This is a genomic window from Paenibacillus alba (assembly GCF_013204855.1).
In the GTDB taxonomy this organism is placed as follows: domain Bacteria; phylum Bacillota; class Bacilli; order Paenibacillales; family NBRC-103111; genus Paenibacillus_E; species Paenibacillus_E alba.
Window position 1 is genome coordinate 1 of the sequence record NZ_JABMKZ010000016.1, and the last position, 20,458, is coordinate 20,458.

The 20,458-nt window shown below is 42.4% G+C and carries 18 protein-coding genes and 1 rRNA gene; 10 read left to right on the forward strand and 9 right to left on the reverse strand.

Annotated features, from left to right (window positions below; translation table 11 throughout):
• The 9 genes from HQN90_RS19690 to dnaA all read right to left on the reverse strand — a co-directional run.
• A 16S ribosomal RNA gene (locus HQN90_RS19690) occupies nt 1–297 on the reverse strand; the annotation flags it as partial.
• A 399-nt stretch (nt 298–696) separates the two neighbouring features.
• Nucleotides 697–1,764, reverse strand: a complete 1,068-nt coding sequence (locus HQN90_RS19695; protein WP_173221804.1) for an HD-GYP domain-containing protein — start codon at nt 1,762–1,764, stop codon at nt 697–699.
• Between the two features lie 84 nt (nt 1,765–1,848).
• Entirely contained in the window at nt 1,849–4,344 is a 2,496-nt protein-coding gene (gene gyrA / locus HQN90_RS19700) for a DNA gyrase subunit A (protein WP_173221806.1), read from the reverse strand.
• Nucleotides 4,345–4,389: 45 nt separating this feature from the next.
• On the reverse strand, nt 4,390–6,306 hold the full coding sequence (gene gyrB, locus HQN90_RS19705) for a DNA topoisomerase (ATP-hydrolyzing) subunit B (protein ID WP_173221807.1): 1,917 nt from the start codon (nt 6,304–6,306) through the stop codon (nt 4,390–4,392).
• Nucleotides 6,307–6,387: 81 nt separating this feature from the next.
• A complete protein-coding gene (remB, locus tag HQN90_RS19710; RefSeq protein WP_079415873.1) occupies nt 6,388–6,636 on the reverse strand; it encodes an extracellular matrix regulator RemB in 249 nt (82 codons plus the stop codon).
• Between the two features lie 5 nt (nt 6,637–6,641).
• Nucleotides 6,642–7,757, reverse strand: a complete 1,116-nt coding sequence (gene recF, locus HQN90_RS19715) for a DNA replication/repair protein RecF (RefSeq protein WP_173221809.1) — start codon at nt 7,755–7,757, stop codon at nt 6,642–6,644.
• 28 nt (nt 7,758–7,785) lie between these two features.
• Nucleotides 7,786–8,001, reverse strand: a complete 216-nt coding sequence (gene yaaA / locus HQN90_RS19720) for a S4 domain-containing protein YaaA (RefSeq protein ID WP_079415869.1) — start codon at nt 7,999–8,001, stop codon at nt 7,786–7,788.
• Nucleotides 8,002–8,013: 12 nt separating this feature from the next.
• On the reverse strand, nt 8,014–9,156 hold the full coding sequence (gene dnaN, locus HQN90_RS19725) for a DNA polymerase III subunit beta (RefSeq protein ID WP_173221811.1): 1,143 nt from the start codon (nt 9,154–9,156) through the stop codon (nt 8,014–8,016).
• 179 nt (nt 9,157–9,335) lie between these two features.
• Complete coding sequence (dnaA, locus tag HQN90_RS19730) at nt 9,336–10,727, reverse strand: chromosomal replication initiator protein DnaA (RefSeq protein ID WP_173221813.1); 1,392 nt, start codon at nt 10,725–10,727, stop codon at nt 9,336–9,338.
• A 604-nt stretch (nt 10,728–11,331) separates the two neighbouring features.
• Here dnaA and rpmH point away from each other — a divergent pair.
• The 10 genes from rpmH to HQN90_RS19780 all read left to right on the forward strand — a co-directional run bounded on the left by rpmH (nt 11,332) and on the right by HQN90_RS19780 (nt 20,390).
• Entirely contained in the window at nt 11,332–11,466 is a 135-nt protein-coding gene (gene rpmH / locus HQN90_RS19735) for a 50S ribosomal protein L34 (protein ID WP_029196162.1), read from the forward strand.
• Between the two features lie 139 nt (nt 11,467–11,605).
• On the forward strand, nt 11,606–11,965 hold the full coding sequence (rnpA, locus tag HQN90_RS19740; RefSeq protein WP_079415863.1) for a ribonuclease P protein component: 360 nt from the start codon (nt 11,606–11,608) through the stop codon (nt 11,963–11,965).
• A gap of 71 nt (nt 11,966–12,036) precedes the next feature.
• On the forward strand, nt 12,037–12,807 hold the full coding sequence (yidC, locus tag HQN90_RS19745; RefSeq protein WP_411830184.1) for a membrane protein insertase YidC: 771 nt from the start codon (nt 12,037–12,039) through the stop codon (nt 12,805–12,807).
• Nucleotides 12,804–13,421, forward strand: a complete 618-nt coding sequence (gene jag, locus HQN90_RS19750) for an RNA-binding cell elongation regulator Jag/EloR (RefSeq protein WP_173221815.1) — start codon at nt 12,804–12,806, stop codon at nt 13,419–13,421. The genes yidC and jag overlap by 4 nt, the downstream gene beginning before the upstream one ends.
• 71 nt (nt 13,422–13,492) lie before the next feature.
• Entirely contained in the window at nt 13,493–14,869 is a 1,377-nt protein-coding gene (gene mnmE, locus HQN90_RS19755) for a tRNA uridine-5-carboxymethylaminomethyl(34) synthesis GTPase MnmE (protein WP_173221817.1), read from the forward strand.
• Between the two features lie 46 nt (nt 14,870–14,915).
• Entirely contained in the window at nt 14,916–16,814 is a 1,899-nt protein-coding gene (gene mnmG / locus HQN90_RS19760) for a tRNA uridine-5-carboxymethylaminomethyl(34) synthesis enzyme MnmG (protein ID WP_173221819.1), read from the forward strand.
• On the forward strand, nt 16,814–17,542 hold the full coding sequence (gene rsmG, locus HQN90_RS19765) for a 16S rRNA (guanine(527)-N(7))-methyltransferase RsmG (RefSeq protein ID WP_173221821.1): 729 nt from the start codon (nt 16,814–16,816) through the stop codon (nt 17,540–17,542). Before mnmG ends, rsmG begins: the two co-directional genes overlap by 1 nt.
• A 245-nt stretch (nt 17,543–17,787) precedes the next feature.
• Nucleotides 17,788–18,603: a nucleoid occlusion protein gene (gene noc, locus HQN90_RS19770; RefSeq protein WP_079415851.1), complete on the forward strand. Its 816-nt coding sequence runs from the start codon at nt 17,788–17,790 to the stop codon at nt 18,601–18,603.
• Nucleotides 18,604–18,762: 159 nt separating this feature from the next.
• Nucleotides 18,763–19,521 carry a ParA family protein gene (locus HQN90_RS19775; RefSeq protein ID WP_079415849.1) on the forward strand — a complete coding sequence of 253 codons (759 nt, stop codon included), beginning with the start codon at nt 18,763–18,765 and terminating at the stop codon, nt 19,519–19,521.
• Nucleotides 19,518–20,390 (forward strand): ParB/RepB/Spo0J family partition protein, encoded by an 873-nt coding sequence (locus HQN90_RS19780; protein ID WP_173221823.1) that lies wholly within the window; start codon nt 19,518–19,520, stop codon nt 20,388–20,390. The genes HQN90_RS19775 and HQN90_RS19780 overlap by 4 nt, the downstream gene beginning before the upstream one ends.
• The last annotated feature ends 68 nt before the right edge of the window (nt 20,391–20,458 follow it).

Here is a 20,458-nt window from a genome sequence, read left to right on the forward strand (position 1 = left end):
GGTCGGCTACGCATCGTCGCCTTGGTGAGCCGTTACCCCACCAACTAGCTAATGCGCCGCAGGCCCATCTATCAGCCACAGATTGCTCCGTGTTTCATAATTCTCTCATGCGAGAAAACCAGTTATCCGGTCTTAGCTATCGTTTCCGATAGTTATCCCGATCTGATAGGCAGGTTACCTACGTGTTACTCACCCGTCCGCCGCTAAGCATTCCCCGAAGGAAATACTCCGCTCGACTTGCATGTATTAGGCACGCCGCCAGCGTTCGTCCTGAGCCAGGATCAAACTCTCCATAGTAGCGGACGATTGCTCATCCGTATATCTGAAAGCTGAAATGCTCAATTGACTTGCTAGCGAGATTTTACAATCTCTTTTTTGAACGATTGCTCGTTCGTGCTTACTCACTCGTTGTTCAGTTTTCAAAGATCAATGTCTTCCATATTCATCCTTCGCCCCTCAAAGGCGACCTGATCAATATACCACATCGGCCTATTCGATTGCAAGAACTTTTTTTCAATTTCTTTCGTTCTTTCGTTCGACCGCCGAAGCGACAAGGAGTAATATAACAAATACGGAAAAGGAATGCAAGCTTTTTTTGATATTTCTTTTTAATCAAGAAAACCACTATCGAAGATCATTCATAACTGAAAAGAAAAAACCCCTTCAACAGGGGTTTTCACATGGATTTTTAAGCTGCTAAACATGTCCGATAACATCTTGTATGAACAAACTTCTTTCGAGTGTTAGATTAACAATCGTTCCATTAACGTTAACCCAAGGTCTAGTCGGATTAGAACGGTCTGAAAATATAATTTCACCCACTCGGTTATCACTAAGCTTGACGAGCGTGCCATTACTGATCTGTGTAGACTTGTTGATAAATACTTGAACGAGCGTTGGATCTACTTTACCAAAGGACTCCGTGAAAAGTTGTTCAAGCACGATGTAAGGAGACACAGCTGTTTTGTGGAAACGCTCATTCGTCATTGCGTTATAAATATCGGCAATCGCTACGATTTTGGCATACAAATGAATTTGATCGCTTTTGATACCCAATGGATATCCAGAGCCATCTTCGCGTTCATGATGTTGGACTGCCGTTAATTTCACGCCTTCGTTAATACCGGATACATTTTTGAGAATTTGATACCCGATTAATGTATGCTGCTTGATCTCATCCATCTCAGCTTCCGTTAAGCGGCCTTTCTTCTCCAGAATAGCCGGATCTACTTTAGCTGTCCCAATATCATGTAGAAGGCCTGCTAACGCAATCTGCATCAAATCCTTCTGAGGAAGGCCATGCCATATGGCCAGCGAGTAGGACGTTAAGCTGACCATGATACTTTTGTGATAGATATAATCCTGCAGATTGCGATTTTTGGGTGCGAAGGTAAGCACTTTATATGCATCGATATGCTGGATGAGTGCTTCAAGTCCATTCCTAATGTCAAAGATCGGTAATGGTTGCCCGCCATTAGCCAGCAGATAGACACGCTTAAGCAGCTTTAGCATATTCTGATACTCTATTTGAAATGGAGGGGTGGTTGCTGTTTCCTTCGGCTTTGCCTCTTCCGTTGTGGCCTCGACCTCACTGCCATTTTTGGATTCAATAAAAACGGATGCGATCAGAAATGCTTGGAGAATCTCAATATCTCTATTATTGATAATTTTCCCTTTGTTAAAAAGGACATTCCCCAATTTCGTTATTACATTATCGCCTAATCTTTCACCATATTTCAATTGAGAAACCATTACGTTCGGCACGGTCATTCACTCACCTTAACTATCGTATACTTCATATTGTAAAGGAAAAGGGATGGGTTTGTAAGCCCCATCCCCACATTTTATTTACTCAGAATCGGTTGATTCTGTTGCTTCTGATTCTTCCCAATCGCCATCTTCTTCGCTGCCATCTTGCTCTTCATTTTTCTGAACACGAGCTAAGGTTCCGACTTCGTCGTCTTCACGAATATTGATTAGGCGAACCCCTTGTGTATTACGGCCCATGACGGAGATACCGTCCATGCTTGTACGAATAACCGTACCTAATGCCGTAATAATCATGAGATCTTCCTCTTGCTCCACCACTTTAAGTCCAACAACAGGACCGTTCTTGTCCGTGACATTCAATGTCTTGATCCCTTTTCCGCCACGTGACTGAATCCGGTACTCGGATACAGGTGTCCGTTTACCAAAGCCTTTGGACGTTACAATAAGCACACTGTTATCTTCATGGACAACATCCATATCGATGACAGCATCTTCAGCATCAAGATGAATACCTTTAACCCCTGTAGCCGATCTACCCATCGAACGTACATCCTGCTCTGGGAAGTGAATGGACATTCCCTGCTTCGTTCCCATGATGATACCTTGGTTACCGTCTGTCAGTTTAACACCGATGAGATCGTCGTCCTCACGCAAATTAATAGCAATTAAGCCACCTTTACGGATATTGGAATAATCGTCAATTGGCGTTTTCTTCACAACACCTTGCTTCGTTGCAAAGAATAAGTACTGGTCGGTTTCGAAGCTTTCAACCGGAATTACAGCATTCACGGTTTCGCCTTGCTCGATTTGGATCAAGTTAATGATCGGCGTTCCTCGTGCAGTTCGGCTCAAGTCCGGAATCTCGTAAGCTTTCAGACGATACACTTTCCCTTTGTTCGTAAAGAACAGCAGGTAATGATGCGTATTGGTTACGAACAAATGTTCCACGAAGTCATTGTCTTTGGTATCCATACCCACAATGCCTCGTCCACCACGCTTCTGATTCCGATACGTCGTAACCGGCAGACGCTTGATGTAACCTGTATGTGTAATCGTGATAACGACATCTTCACGCGGGATGAGATCTTCATCTTCGATGCTTTCCTCACCAACCGTGATTTCAGAACGTCGCTCGTCACCGAATTTCTCTTTGATCTCATTCAATTCTTCGCTAATGATCGCTAGAATCAGCTGCTCATCAGCAAGAATCGCTTTAAGCTCAGCGATTTTCTTCATGAGCTCCGCATATTCCGCCTCGATCTTCTCGCGCTCTAAACCAGTTAAACGCTGTAGACGCATATCCAGAATAGCTTGAGCTTGATCGTGACTCAAATGGAATGTCGACATGAGTCCTTCTCTGGCTTCTTCCGTCGTTCTTGATGAACGAATCAATGCAATAACTTGATCCAAGTGGTCAAGAGCGATACGCAAACCTTCCAAAATGTGCGCACGCGCTTCCGCTTTGCGCAAATCATATTCGGTTCTGCGGCGGATAACTTCTTGTTGATGCTTGAGATAGTAGTGCAGCATCTCGCGTAGATTCAGAACTCTTGGTTCGCCATTAACTAGCGCCAACATAATAATTCCAAAGTTAGACTGCATGGCTGTTTGTTTAAACAAGTTATTCAGAACGACATTCGGATTCACATCACGACGCAGCTCAATAACAACGCGCATCCCATTACGGTCAGACTCATCGCGCAGATCCGTGATGCCGTCAATTTTCTTCTCGCGAACGAGCTCAGCAATTTTCTCAACAAGTCTTGCTTTATTCACTTGATAAGGCAATTCATTAACGATGATTCTAGCTTTGTTATTGTTCTCTTCAATAACCGTTCTAGCCCGCATCGTAACAGAACCTCTGCCCGTTTGATACGCTTGTCTAATCCCTTCGCGACCTAAAATAAAGCCAGCTGTAGGGAAATCCGGTCCTTTGATGACTTGCATCAGTTCAAGCGGCGTGATATCCGGATTCTGAATCATCAGTTGGATACCTTCGATAACCTCACGCAGGTTATGCGGAGGAATATTTGTGGCCATCCCTACTGCGATCCCTGAACTTCCGTTCACCAGTAGATTAGGGAAACGGGAAGGAAGAACAACGGGTTCATTCTCTTCCCCATCATAGTTGGGCTTGTAATCGATCGTTTCTCTGTTGATATCGCGTAACAGTTCCATAGCGATCTTGGATAGACGAGCTTCGGTATAACGCATCGCTGCTGCCATATCGCCATCAATGGATCCAAAGTTACCGTGACCATCAACGAGCATATAACGAAGGGAGAAATCTTGCGCCATCCGAACCATCGTTTCGTACACCGCAGTATCACCATGCGGGTGGTACTTACCGATAACTTCGCCGACGATTCTCGCTGATTTCTTATGTGGTTTATCTGGAGACATGCCTAGCTCAGACATCGCAAACAAGATACGACGATGAACCGGCTTCAGACCGTCTCTTACATCTGGCAGTGCACGACTGACAATGATACTCATCGCATAGTCTAAGAAGGATGTACGCATTTCGGTCGAAATGTCAATTTCTTTGACTTGCGAATGTAATTCTTCGCTCATGAATGTTCCTCCTGAAAGCTACATCGTTAGCAACGTCTAGGACGTTTAGATATCTAAATTTTTCACGTACTTGGCGTGTTCCTCAATGAAATCTCTTCTCGGCTCTACGTTATCGCCCATCAAAGAATCAAAAAGTGTATCTGCTTCGATCGCATCTTCGATCGTTACCTGTAAGAACGTACGGCTTTCCGGATCCATTGTCGTTTCCCATAGCTGCTCCGGATTCATCTCGCCTAATCCTTTGTAACGTTGAACGTTGACTTTGGCGCCTTCACCGAACTCCTGCATGATGGCTTCTCTTTGTTTTTCGTTATAGGCATAACGAACCGTTTTATTACGCTCCAATTTGAAAAGAGGAGGCTGCGCAATATACACATAACCGGTTTCGATTAACTTTTTCATGTACCTGTAGAAGAAAGTGAGCAGTAGCGTACGAATGTGAGCTCCATCAACATCGGCATCGGTCATGATGATAATTTTGTGATAACGCGCTTTGGCAATATCGAAATCATCGCTAATCCCTGTACCAAAGGCAGTAATCATCGCACGAATTTCAGTATTGGACAAAATACGATCCAATCTAGCTTTCTCTACGTTCAAGATTTTTCCGCGAAGCGGCAGAATCGCTTGGAAGTGACGATCACGTCCTTGCTTAGCTGATCCGCCTGCAGAGTCACCTTCTACGATGTATATTTCACTGATGGACGCATCTTTGGAAGAGCAATCTGCTAGTTTACCTGGCAGGGCACTAACTTCCAAGGCGCTTTTACGACGGGTCAATTCTCTCGCTTTACGGGCAGCTTCCCGGGCTCTTGCCGCTTGAATCCCTTTTTCAAGGATCTTCTTCGCAGTCGCAGGATTCTCTTCCATGAATTCTTGCAGCTTCTCAGCAAACAGAGATTCCACAATCCCACGAACTTCACTATTTCCAAGCTTCGTTTTCGTTTGACCCTCGAACTGAGGCTCAGGAATTTTCACGGAAATAATCGCAGCAAGACCTTCACGCACATCATCACCGGAAAGGTTAGAATCACTTTCTTTCAGGGAATTGCTTTTACGGGCATAGTCGTTCAGAATCCGCGTCAATGCGCTTTTAAAACCGGATTCATGCGTTCCGCCCTCATGGGTATTGATATTATTGGCGAAAGAATAAATATTCTCTGTGTAACTATCGTTGTATTGAAGTGCGATCTCGATGGAGATATTATCCTTGGAGCCCTCCACATAGATAGGGGTTTCGTTCACAACTTCGCGGTTGCGGTTTAAATGCTGAACGAAGGAGACGATCCCGCCCTCATACATATGTGTATTCGAAGTATCCGTGCGCTCATCAATTAAATTAATTTCGATCCCTTTGTTCAAGAAAGCCAACTCACGAATTCTTGATTGCAGAATATCGTAATCGTACTCAACGGTTTCTTTGAAAATCTCCGGATCCGGCTGGAACGTCACTTGTGTGCCTGTTTCCTCGGTTTCCCCAATGACCTTCACGTCATACTGAGGCGCGCCGCGGCGGTATTCTTGTTCATGAATTTTGCCGTCACGCTTAACTTGCACAGTCAGCAGCTCAGACAACGCGTTGACAACAGAGATACCTACACCATGAAGACCCCCGGATACTTTGTAACCCGAGTCATCTCCACCAAACTTACCGCCCGCATGAAGAACCGTAAGAACAACTTCCAGTGTCGGACGCTTCAGTTTCGCATTTTCACCCACTGGGATTCCACGGCCGTTATCAATAACGGTTACACTGTTATTCTTATGGACGATAACATCGATCTTCGTACAGAAGCCGGCCAACGCCTCATCGATACTATTATCGACAACTTCCCAGACCAGATGATGAAGTCCACGTGCACTAGTGGAACCAATGTACATACCCGGCCGTTTACGAACGGCCTCTAAACCTTCCAGAACCTGAATCTGACTGTCATCGTATGCATTTTGATTCACAGACATGTTAATCTCCACCTGCTTTTTTATAGTGAGATAAACCTCTATCGATGCCAATTCAAGATAAGCGACCGCGCGTAGAGGAGGTTAGTTCGTTAACAACTGATGTGCTCTTTTCTTGAGCGTTGTTGAGGAAATTGGTGAATAATACACTTTACTCTTCGTAACGACGAGCGATTTGCATTCTTCTTCACCGATTTTCTCTGTTTTCTTATCTTTTACAGCTTGCTGAATGAATTGTTTCGATATTTTGGAAGACTTCTCAATCGAGATATCGAAAATAGCAATCAGTTCGGAAGCTCTAATAATTTTCTCGCCACCCAAATGAATAAACATGCTCCTCAGCTCCTGCCACTTACATTTCCTTTCAACACATGAAACACGGAAGCATGGTCCAGTTGGTCCAAATGAACACTTTCCAATCCGGTTGTGGTGATAAACGTCTGGACTTTCTGTTGAAACGTGCGGATCAATTGCGTCTGTCTATATTCATCAAGCTCTGAAAGCACATCGTCAAGTAATAATAGGGGATATTCGCCGACTTCTTCATGAATGAGCTCAATCTCCGCAAGCTTGAGGGATAACGCTGTTGTTCGTTGCTGCCCTTGAGAACCGTACGTTTGGACCTCTTTATCGTTGATGTAAAAAAGAAGATCGTCGCGATGAGGGCCCACTAGCGTAACGCCTCTTCGGAATTCCTGATCTCTAACCAATGATAACTTTATCATAAATTGGTTTAATAAAACAGATTCATCTTCAGCTTCGATCTCAAAAGACGGGGCATAACGAATAAGAAGGGCTTCGCTATCGTTGGTTATTCCTCGATGGATGGTCTCCGCCCATTGTTGCAGCTTCTTAATAAAGCTTTGACGTTTTTTCATAATTTTAACACCATATTGCGCTAATTGTTCGTTCCAAATGTCTAACATGGCGTCCGGCGTGCTCTTTCCGGGGAAAGATTGTTTTAAATAATTGTTTCGCTGCACCAAAATCTTCTGATATTGCGACAAATCGTAGAGATACGAAGGCTGAACTTGGCCGATTTCCATATCGAGGAAACGCCGCCTGACACCAGGGGTGCCTTTGACGATTTCCAAATCTTCCGGAGCAAACATAACCACGTTCAAAGCTCCGATAAAATTGCTTAGTTTCTTTTGCTCAAGACCATTGATCTTGGCTTTTTTGCCTTTGGTCGTAATGGAAAGGTCCAACTTGCAGCTGCCATACTTTTTCTGAATCTCTGCATACAGCTGTGTCTGTTCTCCATTCCAGCCAATTAATTCTTTGTCCTGATGGGTGCGATGTGACTTGGTCATGGCCAGCACATAGATGGATTCCAATAAATTCGTCTTTCCCTGCGCGTTAGGTCCAACAAAGATATTCACATTGTTAGTCGTTGTAATCTCAATCTGCTCGTAATTCCTGTAATGCCGAAGTGCAAGTCTATTCAAAAACATGGCTGGTCATCCTCCTGGTTTAAGCCGATCAGGAGCTAACGACTTCGAATTGTCCGAAACCCTCCACGGTTACCACGTCTTGCGGAACGAGCTTCCGTCCTCTGCGATTTTCAGCTTGCCCGTTTACTTCGATTTTTGTATCCACAACGAAAAATTTAGCTTGTCCACCTGTGGATATACAGTCCGATAACTTCAAAAACTGCCCAAGGGTAATATAATCCGTATTAATTCCGATCTGTTTCATGTCCGATTCTCCTTAATTCGTCGTTCGGTAAGGCAAGATGAGCTGCAGCATATTTGTAGAATCTTGCGGCTTCATGATGATTGGCTGCATAGCTCCCGTAAATCCGATGTGAATAAACTCGGAATCGAGTACTTTTAAGGCATCAAGCATATATTTGGAGTTGAACGAAATTTTGAGTAAATCACCGGCAATGTGCTGCAGGTTAATTTGCTCCGTTACTTTTCCCAGCTCCGATGAGCTTGAAGAGATCTCGATCGTCTGATCTTCTTGCATCATCATTTTGACGATATTCGTTTTATCTTCTCTGGATAATAAATAAGCGCGGTCGATCGCTTCTGCCAATTCTTTGGTCGGTACGACCATTTCCGTTTGAAAAGACTGCGGAATTAGCTTGGATGTATCTGGATAGGTTCCGTCTAAAATGCGGGAGTAAAACAAAATTGAATGAATTTTGAATAAAACCTGATTGTCTGAAATAACTATATCTATAAGTGAATTTTGATCGGGCAAAATTTTGCTTAATTCGTTCAATGTTCGACCTGAAATAACAATATTAGGCAGGTTTTGCGCGTTATCGTTATCAACTGTCACTTCACGACTAGCCAGGCGATGCCGGTCGCAAGCAATGAATTTCAGTTTATCACCTGTAATATTCCAGAGAACACCCGTAAGAATCGGTGTAGATTCGTTGGTGGAAACCGCATAAGACGTTTGCTTAATCATTGTTTTTAATAAATCGCTGGGAAGACGAAGCATTTTGCTTTCTTCAATTTCGGGCAGCAGCGGATATTCATCCGGATCAAGTCCCATGATTTGAATTTCGGAAGATCCTGAACGAATAATCGTTTGAAAATTGGCTTTGACTTCGATTTCAATCAATTGGGCAGGAAGCTTTCGGATGATTTCTATGAAAAATTTAGCTGGAAGCACAACACTCCCGGCTTGGAATAATTGAATAATTTTGATCGTTTCATTTTCACTTGCTGTAAAGCTTTGAATTGAGATATCTGTATCACTGGCAGTGAGGGTTACACCGCTTAACGTTGCATCTATTTTGATCCCTGTAAGAATCGGGATTGTCGTTCGAGATGAGATGGCTTTGGAAACGTGACCAATGGATTCGATTAAATGGTCTTTGAGGATCGTTAATTTCATGATTTCACTCCTGTGGTTCTTTTTTAATTTGCGTTAGCATAATCATTATATAATAACATTCTTTATTAGTAATAGCAGTAGGGGCTCTGGATATGTGGATATGTGGATGAATCTTATATAAATCAAGCCTATCCACATGTGAATAGATTGTGCATAGGCTTATTGAAAAAAGGAAGTTATTAAGAGGGGTTTTTGATGCGCTCTGTCAGGTTATGAACGATCTTGTATAAATCCTGATCTACTTTTAACTGCTGCGTTATTTTTTCATGGGCGTGAATGACGGTTGTATGGTCACGACCTCCAAAATTATCTCCGATTTTCGGCAAAGAGAAGTCCGTCAGCTCACGCGCCAGGTACATCGCGACCTGTCTTGGGAAGGCTACGGCTTTTGTTCGTTTGCGCGCTTTGAAATCCTCCAGCTTCAATCCATAGAATTCTCCAACACGCTGCTGAATATCCTGTATCGTAATGACGCGCGGCCGATTGGACGGAATAATATCCTTCAACGCTTCGGCTGTCAGATGAACGCTGATATCTTGATTGATCAAGGACGAATAAGCTACAACGCGAATTAGCGCTCCTTCGAGCTCACGAATGTTTGTATCGATTTGGTTGGCGATATAGATCATCGCTTCATTCGGAATTTCTAGGTTCTCCGCTTTGGCTTTCTTGCGTAAAATCGCAATCCGAGTCTCTAAATCGGGCGGTTGAATATCGGTAATCAAGCCCCATTCGAACCGTGAACGCAAGCGATCCTCCAGGGTTGGAATTTCTTTGGGCGGGCGATCACTGGAAATAATAATTTGTTTGCCTTCTTCGTGAAGGGCATTGAAAGTATGGAAGAACTCCTCTTGTGTACCTTCCTTACCGGCGAGGAATTGAATATCATCAATCAATAGGACGTCGATTGTTCTATATTTATTACGAAATCCTTCACCGCGGTTATCGCGGACCGCATTAATGAATTCATTCGTGAACTTTTCGGATGAAATATATAAAACACGGGAACCTGGGTTATGCTCCAGCACATAATGACCGATCGCATGCATCAAGTGTGTCTTGCCCAAACCAACGCCACCATAGAGAAATAGCGGATTATAGGCTTTGGCGGGAGCTTCAGCAACTGCTAAAGACGCTGCATGCGCAAAGCGATTGCCGGATCCGATAACGAAGGTATCAAAGGTGTATCTCGCATTCATCATATTCGTGAAATTTTCTTCACCTGCGACGATTGCCGGGCCTTTAGGCGGTATAACCGTTGGAAGCATCGCTGTAGACTGTGCTTTCTGTTCTTCCGTTTCAATGATGAATTTCACAGACACATGCTTGCCTGTAAAATCATAGATTGTTCCTTCAATCAGCTTGGTGTAGCGGCTTTCCAGCCACTCCTGCGCGAAATTATTGGGCGCACAAATAACGACAGTAGAGTCATTAAAAACTGTCGCTTTCGTTGATTTGAGCCAAGTATCGAAGCTGGGTTTACTGAGTTTGGTTTGAATGATTGTTAAAATCTGTTGCCATAAGTCGGTAGAATGGCCTTCCACAGTATTCACTCCTTTGAAATTAAACATGTGGCATAAGGCCAGTAATGAGCTTGTGTCGAAAAAGCATACGTTATGGATACAACTCGATGTATGTGAATCGCCAGTCCGGAAAGGCTTCGTGACGAAGTAAGTATAGTCTGCTCGTTTAACGGCGAAATGAACCTTGATGTCTGCTAGGGTCAAAAAAGAACAGACTTTGTCGATTTTATCCACATTATTAAGGATCGGTCGAAATGACTTATTCTTGTAGAGGGAAAATTGTTCACAATGTTATCCACAGATTGTTGATAAGTCGGAGAGTTGGTGGTGTCTATCCACAACAGAAACATTATCATCTTAACAAAAGACAGTCCGTTAATCAACGGATTGTTTGATATTATCCACAATTACAACAAGTTGTGCATAGATTTTGTTCACAACACAAGATATTGTTGATATTCTGTTAATTTTCGACAGGGTTCTCTTCCACAAGCCAAATTTTTATACACAGGTTATTCTTTTTGGAAATGTGCTGAACAAAATGTCTTTTTTTCTGCACACTCGGGTAGGTTGACTTTCTTAAGGGAAATATGATTTAATGAGTAGTAGAAATTTTGTAGGATGGATATCCTCAGGTAGGGAGGTGCTATAGATGGGTCCGACGTTTAACCCTAATACGAGAAAGCGTAAGAAGAATCATGGTTTCCGTAAAAGAATGAGCACGAAGAATGGACGTAAAGTTCTGCAAGCTCGTCGTCTTAAAGGAAGAAAAATTCTTAGCGCGTAAAAAGAGGCTCCGGAAGGGGCTTTTTTTTTTGCTTTTTGTCTGATCGGTTTACATGAGCTGAATTCGGTTAAAACTAGATCATATCTGTCGTGTTTATGAAACATAGATTTGGATGTTATCTGTCTGGAGCGTAAAATCCGTGGAAAAAGAATATAGATTAGCTAAAAGAGAAGATTTCAATAAAATTTATCGCTATGGCAAGTCAATGGCCAATCACCAATTCGTGCTGTATTATTTGCCGCAGCCAAAGCTTGAGAAATTTCGCCTGGGTGTGTCTGTGAGCAAGAAGGTAGGCAATGCCGTTGTCCGAAATCGCCTTCGACGAATGATGAAGGAAATTATTCGTTTGAAAAAAGATCAAATGACGCCTCATTATGACTACATCTTATTAGCCAGAAAACCAGTCGTCGAAATGGAATATGCCGAGATGGAAAAAAGCATTTGGCATGTCATCCGCAAAGCTTCTTTATTAAAAAGAAATGACACAATAAAAAAGTGACGCAATATTTCCTTGCGAGCTGAAGATGTGTTATAGTTTATGTTGGAAAAGATATTTAGGAGGATCTCATTTTGACTCGTCGAATCTATTTGCTTGCATCGTTTTCTGCGTTGATCTTATTGTTGTCAGGATGTAGTCCATCAAGCGCAGCTATGGCACCAATTGATCCCAATACCGCAGGTTTTTTCGTCAGATATTTTGTGTACCCGCTTTCTCAAACCCTGGATTGGTTCGCTGATCATTTATGGGGTCAATATGGGTTATCAATCTTAGTTGTTACCTTGATCATTCGTTTAATTATTTTGCCGCTTACTTTAAAGCAATACAAAAGCTCTAAACGGATGCAAGATTTGCAGCCTGAGATGAAGAAGCTCAAAGAAAAGTACAAAGATGATGCAAAGAAACAGCAGGAAGAAACGATGAAGCTTTTTCAGCAAAATGGTGTGAATCCTTTAGCTGGATGTTTTCCAATCATTGTTCAAATGCCAATTCTGATCGCTCTTTATCAAGCGATTATGCGTAATGATCACATTCGTGAGCATACATTCCTATGGATGAATCTTGGTCAACCGGATCATTACTATATTCTTCCGTTGATTGCCGCGGCAACCACATTCGTTCAACAGATGTTTATGTCTTCCCAAATGAATCAACAAATGAAAAGCTTACTATATATCTTCCCGGTAATGATTTTCGTGATGTCCATGAATTTCGCAGCGGCTCTTCCGCTTTACTGGATCTACGGTAATATCTTCACGATCGTTCAGTCTTACTTTATTTATGGTTCTCCTGGATCACAAAAGTCCGGATCGCAAAAAAATAAGGGTGGCCTGTCCAAATGAAAAAAATTGTGGTGACTGGAAAGACTATTGAGTTAGCGGTGAAATCCGGCCTAGCTCAATGGCAAGTTTCCGAGGATCGTGTAAACATTCATATTTTGGAGCAGCCCTCTCGAGGGTTGTTCGGATTTATTGGTTCCAAAGAAGCTAAAGTAGAGCTTGAGTTGATACCGGATCCACTTGAGGAAGCAATTGCTTTCTTACAAGATATGTTCGAAGCGATGCAAATTTCCATCACCATAGATACACGCAAAGATCGCGAAGGCTTCGTCTTGAATATGAGTGGCTCTGAGTTAGGTATTTTGATCGGTAAAAGAGGACAAACACTGGATGCTTTGCAGTATTTGGTGAATATTGTTGCTAACCGGTATGCGAATTCGCATTTTCGCATTATCTTAGATGCGGAAAATTTCCGCGACAGACGCAAAAAAACATTGGAAGAGTTGGCTGTTCGGCTTGCTAATCGTGTGATTAAGTCGAAAAAAGAAGTCATTCTCGAGCCTATGAATTCGCAGGAACGTAAAATTATTCATGCCGAATTGCAAGGACACCCTGTTGTCAAAACGTATAGTAAAGGCGAAGAACCGAACCGTCGGGTCGTTATCGCTGTCAAATAATGCTGCCGCAATGACTTTGTTCATGTCATTGCTTTTTCTTTAAGTTCAGGTAAATTCGAGGTGTAAATACGATGCTAAATGATACGATTGCTGCTATTTCTACGCCGCTCGGCGAGGGTGGGATAGCGGTTATTCGTGTGAGCGGAGAGGAAGCCGTTCCATTCGTGGAACGGATTTTTCGCTCAAAAACGAAACTATCTGTTGCGCAGACGCATACGGTACATTATGGATTCATTGTAGAACCTGCTTCTGCCGAAAAGGTAGAGGAGGTTCTCGTTACGTTAATGAAAGCTCCACGTTCATTTACGATGGAAGATGTGGTGGAGGTCAGCTGTCATGGAGGCATCGTTTCTGTCAAAAAAGTGCTCGATTTGCTGCTGCAGCAAGGAGTGCGGTTGGCTGAACCAGGTGAATTCACGAAGCGTGCTTTTTTGAATGGTCGTATAGATTTGACCCAAGCTGAAGCGGTTATTGACTTGATTCGAGCCAAATCGGATCGAGCTTTCAAGGTGGCCTTGAAACAGGTTGAAGGTAATTTGTCGAAGCAAATTAAGCATTTGCGGCATGTTTTGGTGGAGTTAATGGCTCATGTTGAAGTGAATATTGATTATCCAGAGCATGATGTTGAAGAAATGACGAATGCCTTCATTAAGACGAAGTGCGATACGGTGATGCTTGAAATTGATAGACTTTTGGTGACTGCGGAGCAAGGAAAGATTTTGCGCGAAGGCATTGAGACTGCAATTGTAGGTAAGCCGAATGTAGGCAAATCCTCATTGCTGAATGAGCTGGCTCAGGAAAATCGGGCTATCGTTACTGATATTCCAGGTACCACGAGGGATGTTATTGAGGAGTTCGTCAATATTGGCGGTATTCCGTTGAAGCTACTCGATACAGCAGGTATCCGGGAAACAACGGATCTTGTCGAGCAGATTGGTGTGGAACGTTCCAAGACAGCTTTAGCTGAAGCGGATTTAATCCTGCTTGTACTTAACAGCAATGAAGAGCTGCAGCTTGATGAAATCGCCTTGATGAAGCAATTAGCAGACAAGCAAACCATTGTTATTCTTAATAAAATTGATTTGACTAGAAAGCTGAATGTTGAACAAGTGCTAAGTTATTTTCCGCAGGAGCGTATTGTCGAGTTGTCTCTGATTGAAAATAAAGGTATTGAAGACTTGGAAAAAGCAATCGCGGCTATCTTCTTTGAAGGCAAGCTGGAATCCAGCGATTTGACGTATGTTAGCAATGTTCGACATATCGCGTTATTGAAGCAAGCCAAACGTTCTCTTCATGATGCACTCGAGGCGAATGAGCAATATGTACCTATAGATATGATTCAGATTGATATAAGAGCTGCTTGGGAGCAGCTAGGTGAAATTATTGGGGATTCCGTTGGAGAATCGTTGATCGATCAAATTTTTACACAATTCTGCTTAGGAAAATGAAAACGACAGCATTTGCGTTTTCATAAAAGAGGGAGGGACGTTTATTATGGGATATCATGCAGGTGATTATGATGTCATTGTTATCGGTGCTGGACATGCCGGATGTGAATCTGCACTGGCCTCAGCACGAATGGGCTGCAACACATTGTTATTAACGATCAATTTGGACATGGTTGCTTTTATGCCTTGCAATCCATCCATTGGTGGTCCTGCGAAGGGCCACGTTGTTAGAGAGATTGACGCTCTAGGCGGCGAAATGGGTCGCAATATTGATAAGACTTATATTCAAATGCGAATGCTGAACACGGGGAAAGGCCCTGCGGTTCACGCGCTACGTGCACAAGCGGATAAATTTTCGTATCAGCATAAAATGAAAGAAACCATCGAAGCCACATCGAATTTGACACTACGTCAAGGTATGGCCGAGGAGCTTATTGTCGAAGACGGCATTTGTAAAGGCGTAATTACCAAAACAGGCGCTGAGTATTATGCGAAGGCGGTTGTTCTAACAACGGGGACATATTTAAGAGGGAAAGTTATTATGGGTGAGCTGATGTATGAGAGCGGGCCGAATAACCAACAACCTTCTGTTAAGTTATCTGAGTCATTGCGCAAGCTTGGCTTTGATCTCGTTCGATTCAAAACAGGTACACCCCCGCGTGTTCATAAAGATACGATTGATTTCAGCAAAACAGAAATTCAACCTGGTGACGATGAGCCTAAGTTCTTCTCTTTTGAAACGAAAGGTGTTCCTAACAATGATGAGCAGCTGCCTTGCTGGTTAACGTACACATCTGAAGAAACGCACGATATTATTAACTCGAATTTGCACCGCGCTCCTATGTTCTCTGGGGCTATTGAAGGTACAGGGCCAAGATACTGCCCATCCATCGAGGATAAAATTGTTCGTTTCGCAGATAAGCCTAAACATCAAATTTTCTTGGAACCCGAAGGTCGCAACACTTCGGAGTATTATGTGCAAGGATTGTCTACGAGTATGCCTGAAGATGTGCAGCTTGGCATTTTGCGCTCTATTCCTGGACTAGAGAAAGTTGAAATGATGCGTACCGGCTACGCGATCGAATATGATGCGGTTGTTCCTACGCAATTGAAACCTTCTTTGGAAACTAAGCTGGTAAGCGGTTTGTTCACTGCTGGCCAAATTAACGGAACTTCTGGATATGAAGAAGCTGCTGGGCAAGGTGTTATGGCTGGTATTAATGCTGCCCGCAAAGTTTTGGGGAAAGAAGCTGTTGTTCTGGATCGTTCGGAAGGGTATATCGGTGTTCTAATCGATGACCTGGTAACAAAGGGAACGAATGAACCTTATCGTTTGTTAACTTCTCGTGCAGAATATCGGCTGCTGCTTCGTCACGACAATGCGGATATGCGTTTAACGCCAATAGGTCATGAGATCGGACTTATTTCAGATGAGCGTTATGCGGCATTTCTAAATAAGAAGTCTTTGGTGGATCAAGAAATCGAACGACTTTCTATTGATAAGATTAAGCCTGAACCTCATGTGCAGCAATTGTTGGAAAGCTTGGAGAGCGTGCAGCTTAACAACTCCGTGCCAGCCATATCTTTGCTGCGTCGTCCTGAGATTGGGTACAGTGCTATTGAGAAAATGTCGCCATCGTCTCTGCCTCTTGATGAGGAAATGAAAGAACAAGTTGAGATTCAAGTTAAGTATGCGGGTTATATTGAGAAGCAAAGCAATCAAGTAGAGCGCCTGCGTAAAATGGAGAAGAAGAAAATTCCCGATGATATCGAGTACAGTGAAATACATGGAATTGCTACTGAAGCTAAGCAAAAGCTTGCAAAGATTCGCCCGATTTCCATTGGGCAAGCATCACGGATCGGTGGCGTTACGCCTTCGGATATTTCTATTTTGCTTGTCTACTTGGAACATTATAATCGCGTCACTGCGGCAAGAGGTAACTAATGGATGCAATTCAACAACAGTTTACTCAATTATTAGAAAAAGAAAATATTTTTCTTTCTGCGCACCAACTGGATCAATTCGAGCAGTATTATAAGACGTTGGTGGCGTGGAATGAAAAAATGAATTTAACAGGTATTACAGAGAGAGAGCAAGTGTATTTGAAACATTTCTATGATTCCCTCTCTGTCTCTTTTAACTTTTCTATGGATTCTGTAATGAGTCTTGCTGATATTGGTTCAGGAGCAGGCTTCCCCAGCATTCCTTTGAAAATTGCTTTTCCTTATCTGAAAGTGACGATCGTCGATTCGTTGAATAAAAGGATTCTTTTTCTAAAGGAAATTGTTAATCTGCTTGGTCTTACGGATATGGATTGCGTACACGGCAGGGCAGAGGATATTGCTAGACTTCCTAAATATCGTGACCAATTCGATCTAGTTACAGCTAGAGCAGTAGCGAGACTTCAAGTTTTGAATGAGTTCTGTCTTCCTTTTGTGAAAAAGGAGGGAACATTCATCGCGATGAAAGGTTCTGAGATTGAAGAGGAACTTGCGAGTGCTAGTTATAGCTTATCGGAGTTAAAAGGGAAAGTTATTAAAGTGAACCGCATGTTGCTGCCGATTGAGGAATCAGTTCGTCATTTTGTTGAAATTCAAAAGGTGTCTGCAACGCCAAGCAAGTATCCGAGGAAAGCAGGCATTCCGCTGAAAGAACCATTGTCCAAAATGTGAAAATGTTCCACGTGAAACATTTAAACATTCCGCAGATCGTGCAGTTCTAGCAGGATTTTGGCTTTGCATGGAGAATTATAACATAAGTACGATATATATTATAAAGTTAGTATGTTTATGTGAGCACTTGTCATACTTCACCGTATTATTGACAAGCGTTTTCGTTCTGTAGGACGAAGAGGTCGTCTATCTTTGGATCGTATTGGTCGCTTAAACTACGGGAAGAGTTGGTGGTTGGTTTTCCTATGAAAGAACAAATATCGAAGTTATTTGGACTTGCTGATCGTTCAACGACTGATGAAGTCAAAAACATAGCTGTCAACAATATTATTCCAAGTCCGTATCAGCCAAGAACGTTGTTTGATGATGATCGACTTGAAGAATTGTGTCAGACCATTCGGACGCATGGTGTTATTCAGCCGATTGTTGTCAGAGTCAAAAATAATACGTTTGAGTTAATCGCGGGGGAACGCCGGCTTCGAGCTGTTAAAAAGCTGGGTCTGGACACTATTCCAGCAATTGTACGTGATTTCAATGATTCGCAAGCGGCATCTATTGCCCTTATTGAAAACTTGCAGAGGGAAGGTCTTACTGCGATAGAAGAGGCAGCGGCTTACCAACAACTCATTGAGATGCATGACTTGACGCAAGAAAGCTTGGCGCAGCGTTTGGGTAAGAGCCAGTCCACGATTGCGAATAAGATTCGTCTTTTACAATTAAGTGAGCCGGTCAAGATGGCTTTGATGGAACGGAAAATCACGGAACGACATGCAAGAGCATTACTAGCGCTTGATCAAGAAGAACTGCAAGTTAAGGTTCTCGAAGAAATTATTTCTAAAGAGTTAAATGTAAAACAAACGGAAATTAAAATTAATTTCCTGAAAGAAGCCGCAAAGCTTAAGAAAACACGTCGTGTATCTTTTACTAAGGATGTACGTTTGGCTTTGAATACGATTCGACAGTCTGTCGAGATGGTAACCAGCTCTGGACTGAACATTAACACCTCTGAAAAAGATCACGAGGATCATTACGAAATTATTATTAAAATTCCTAAACGATAACGGGCATTTATTGCTACCTTAAACGGCGCAAGCCGTTTTTTTTGCTTCTTAGAAGTTAAAACTATCAAATAGTGAGGTAACTAGCTGATAGATGTGTTAAGATAGTAATACTGCTCTTTGATTGGCATTTGGAACATAAGTGATTGAGGTGAAATGGTTTTGTCTAAAATAATAGCAATAACGAATCAGAAGGGTGGCGTCGGTAAGACGACAACTTCTGTTAATTTGGGAGCTTCCTTAGCTTCACTTGGGAAGAGAGTGCTTCTTGTTGATATTGATCCGCAAGGGAATACGACAAGCGGTATTGGCGTTAATAAAGCAGACGTAGTCAATTGTATTTATGACGTTCTGATTAATGACGTTCATCCCAAAGATGCAATTGTTGATACAAATGTTCCAAATCTTAAAATCTTGCCAGCAACGATCCAGCTTGCTGGAGCCGAGATTGAATTAGTACCGACGATTTCAAGAGAAGTTCGTTTGAAGAAATCGCTTCAATTAGTTAAACATTTATTCGACTATATTCTTATAGATTGTCCCCCGTCTCTTGGTCTTCTTACGATTAACTCATTGACTGCTGCTGACTCTGTCATTATCCCAATTCAATGTGAATATTATGCGCTTGAAGGATTAAGCCAACTGCTTAATACAGTTCGACTAGTCCAAAAGCATCTTAATACAGGGCTTCAAATCGAAGGTGTTTTGTTGACGATGTTTGATGCAAGAACGAACTTAGGTATTCAGGTTATTGAAGAAGTGAAGAAGTATTTCCAAACAAAAGTATATCAAACGATTATTCCAAGAAACGTTCGCTTGAGTGAAGCGCCCAGCCATGGACAATCCATCGTTACATATGATCCTAGATCAAAAGGCGCGGAAGTGTATTTAGAGCTTGCGAAGGAAGTGATCTCTGTATGACCAAAGGTTTATCCAAAGGTTTAGGTAAGGGGTTGGATGCTTTAATCACTTCATTACATATTGATGAAAGTGATAAAGTCATTCAAATTCCTTTATCCCAATTGAGAGCTAATCCGTATCAACCGAGGAAGCATTTTAACGAAGACAGTATTAAAGAACTTGCTGATTCGATTAAAGAGCATGGTGTTATCCAACCAATTATCGTTCGTAAAGTTCTTAAAGGGTTCGAGATTATTGCAGGTGAACGCAGGTACCGTGCTTCGCAGGTTGCGGGGGCAGCGACGATCCCAGCTGTTGAAAGAAGTTTTTCTGATCAACAGGTGATGGAAATTGCCTTGATAGAGAATGTTCAACGTGAAGATCTGAATGCGATGGAGATTGCTTTTGCATATCAAGGAATTATTGATCAATTCTCTTTGACCCAAGAAGAGCTTTCCGCCAAAGTAGGGAAGAGCCGTTCGCACATTGCCAACTTTTTGAGATTGCTTCAATTACCGGAATCCATTAAACAATATGTTTCACGTGGAACATTATCAATGGGTCACGCAAGAGCCATTGTAGGTGTGAAGGACGATAAGGTGAAGAAGGAACTCGCAGAAACAACCATAAGTAAACAGTGGAGTGTTCGTGAGCTTGAAGAAGCTGTGAAGATGTTGGAAGAACCACCAGGGCAAGAAAAGGAAAAGAAAGCACAGAAAGAAAAAAATAGAGATCCCTACATTAATCAGGCTGAAGAGCAGTTGAGAGATATTTTCCGAACGACAGTTAAAATCAAGGCTCAGCAGGATAAAGGCAAGATCGAACTTCTTTATTATTCTAAAGATGATTTAAATCGTTTACTAGAATTGCTTCAAGGCAAAATCTCTTAAAATTAGATAGCATACCGATGGTTTTCTTTCGATTCGAAAGATCAAACTAAGGTATGCTATATTTATGA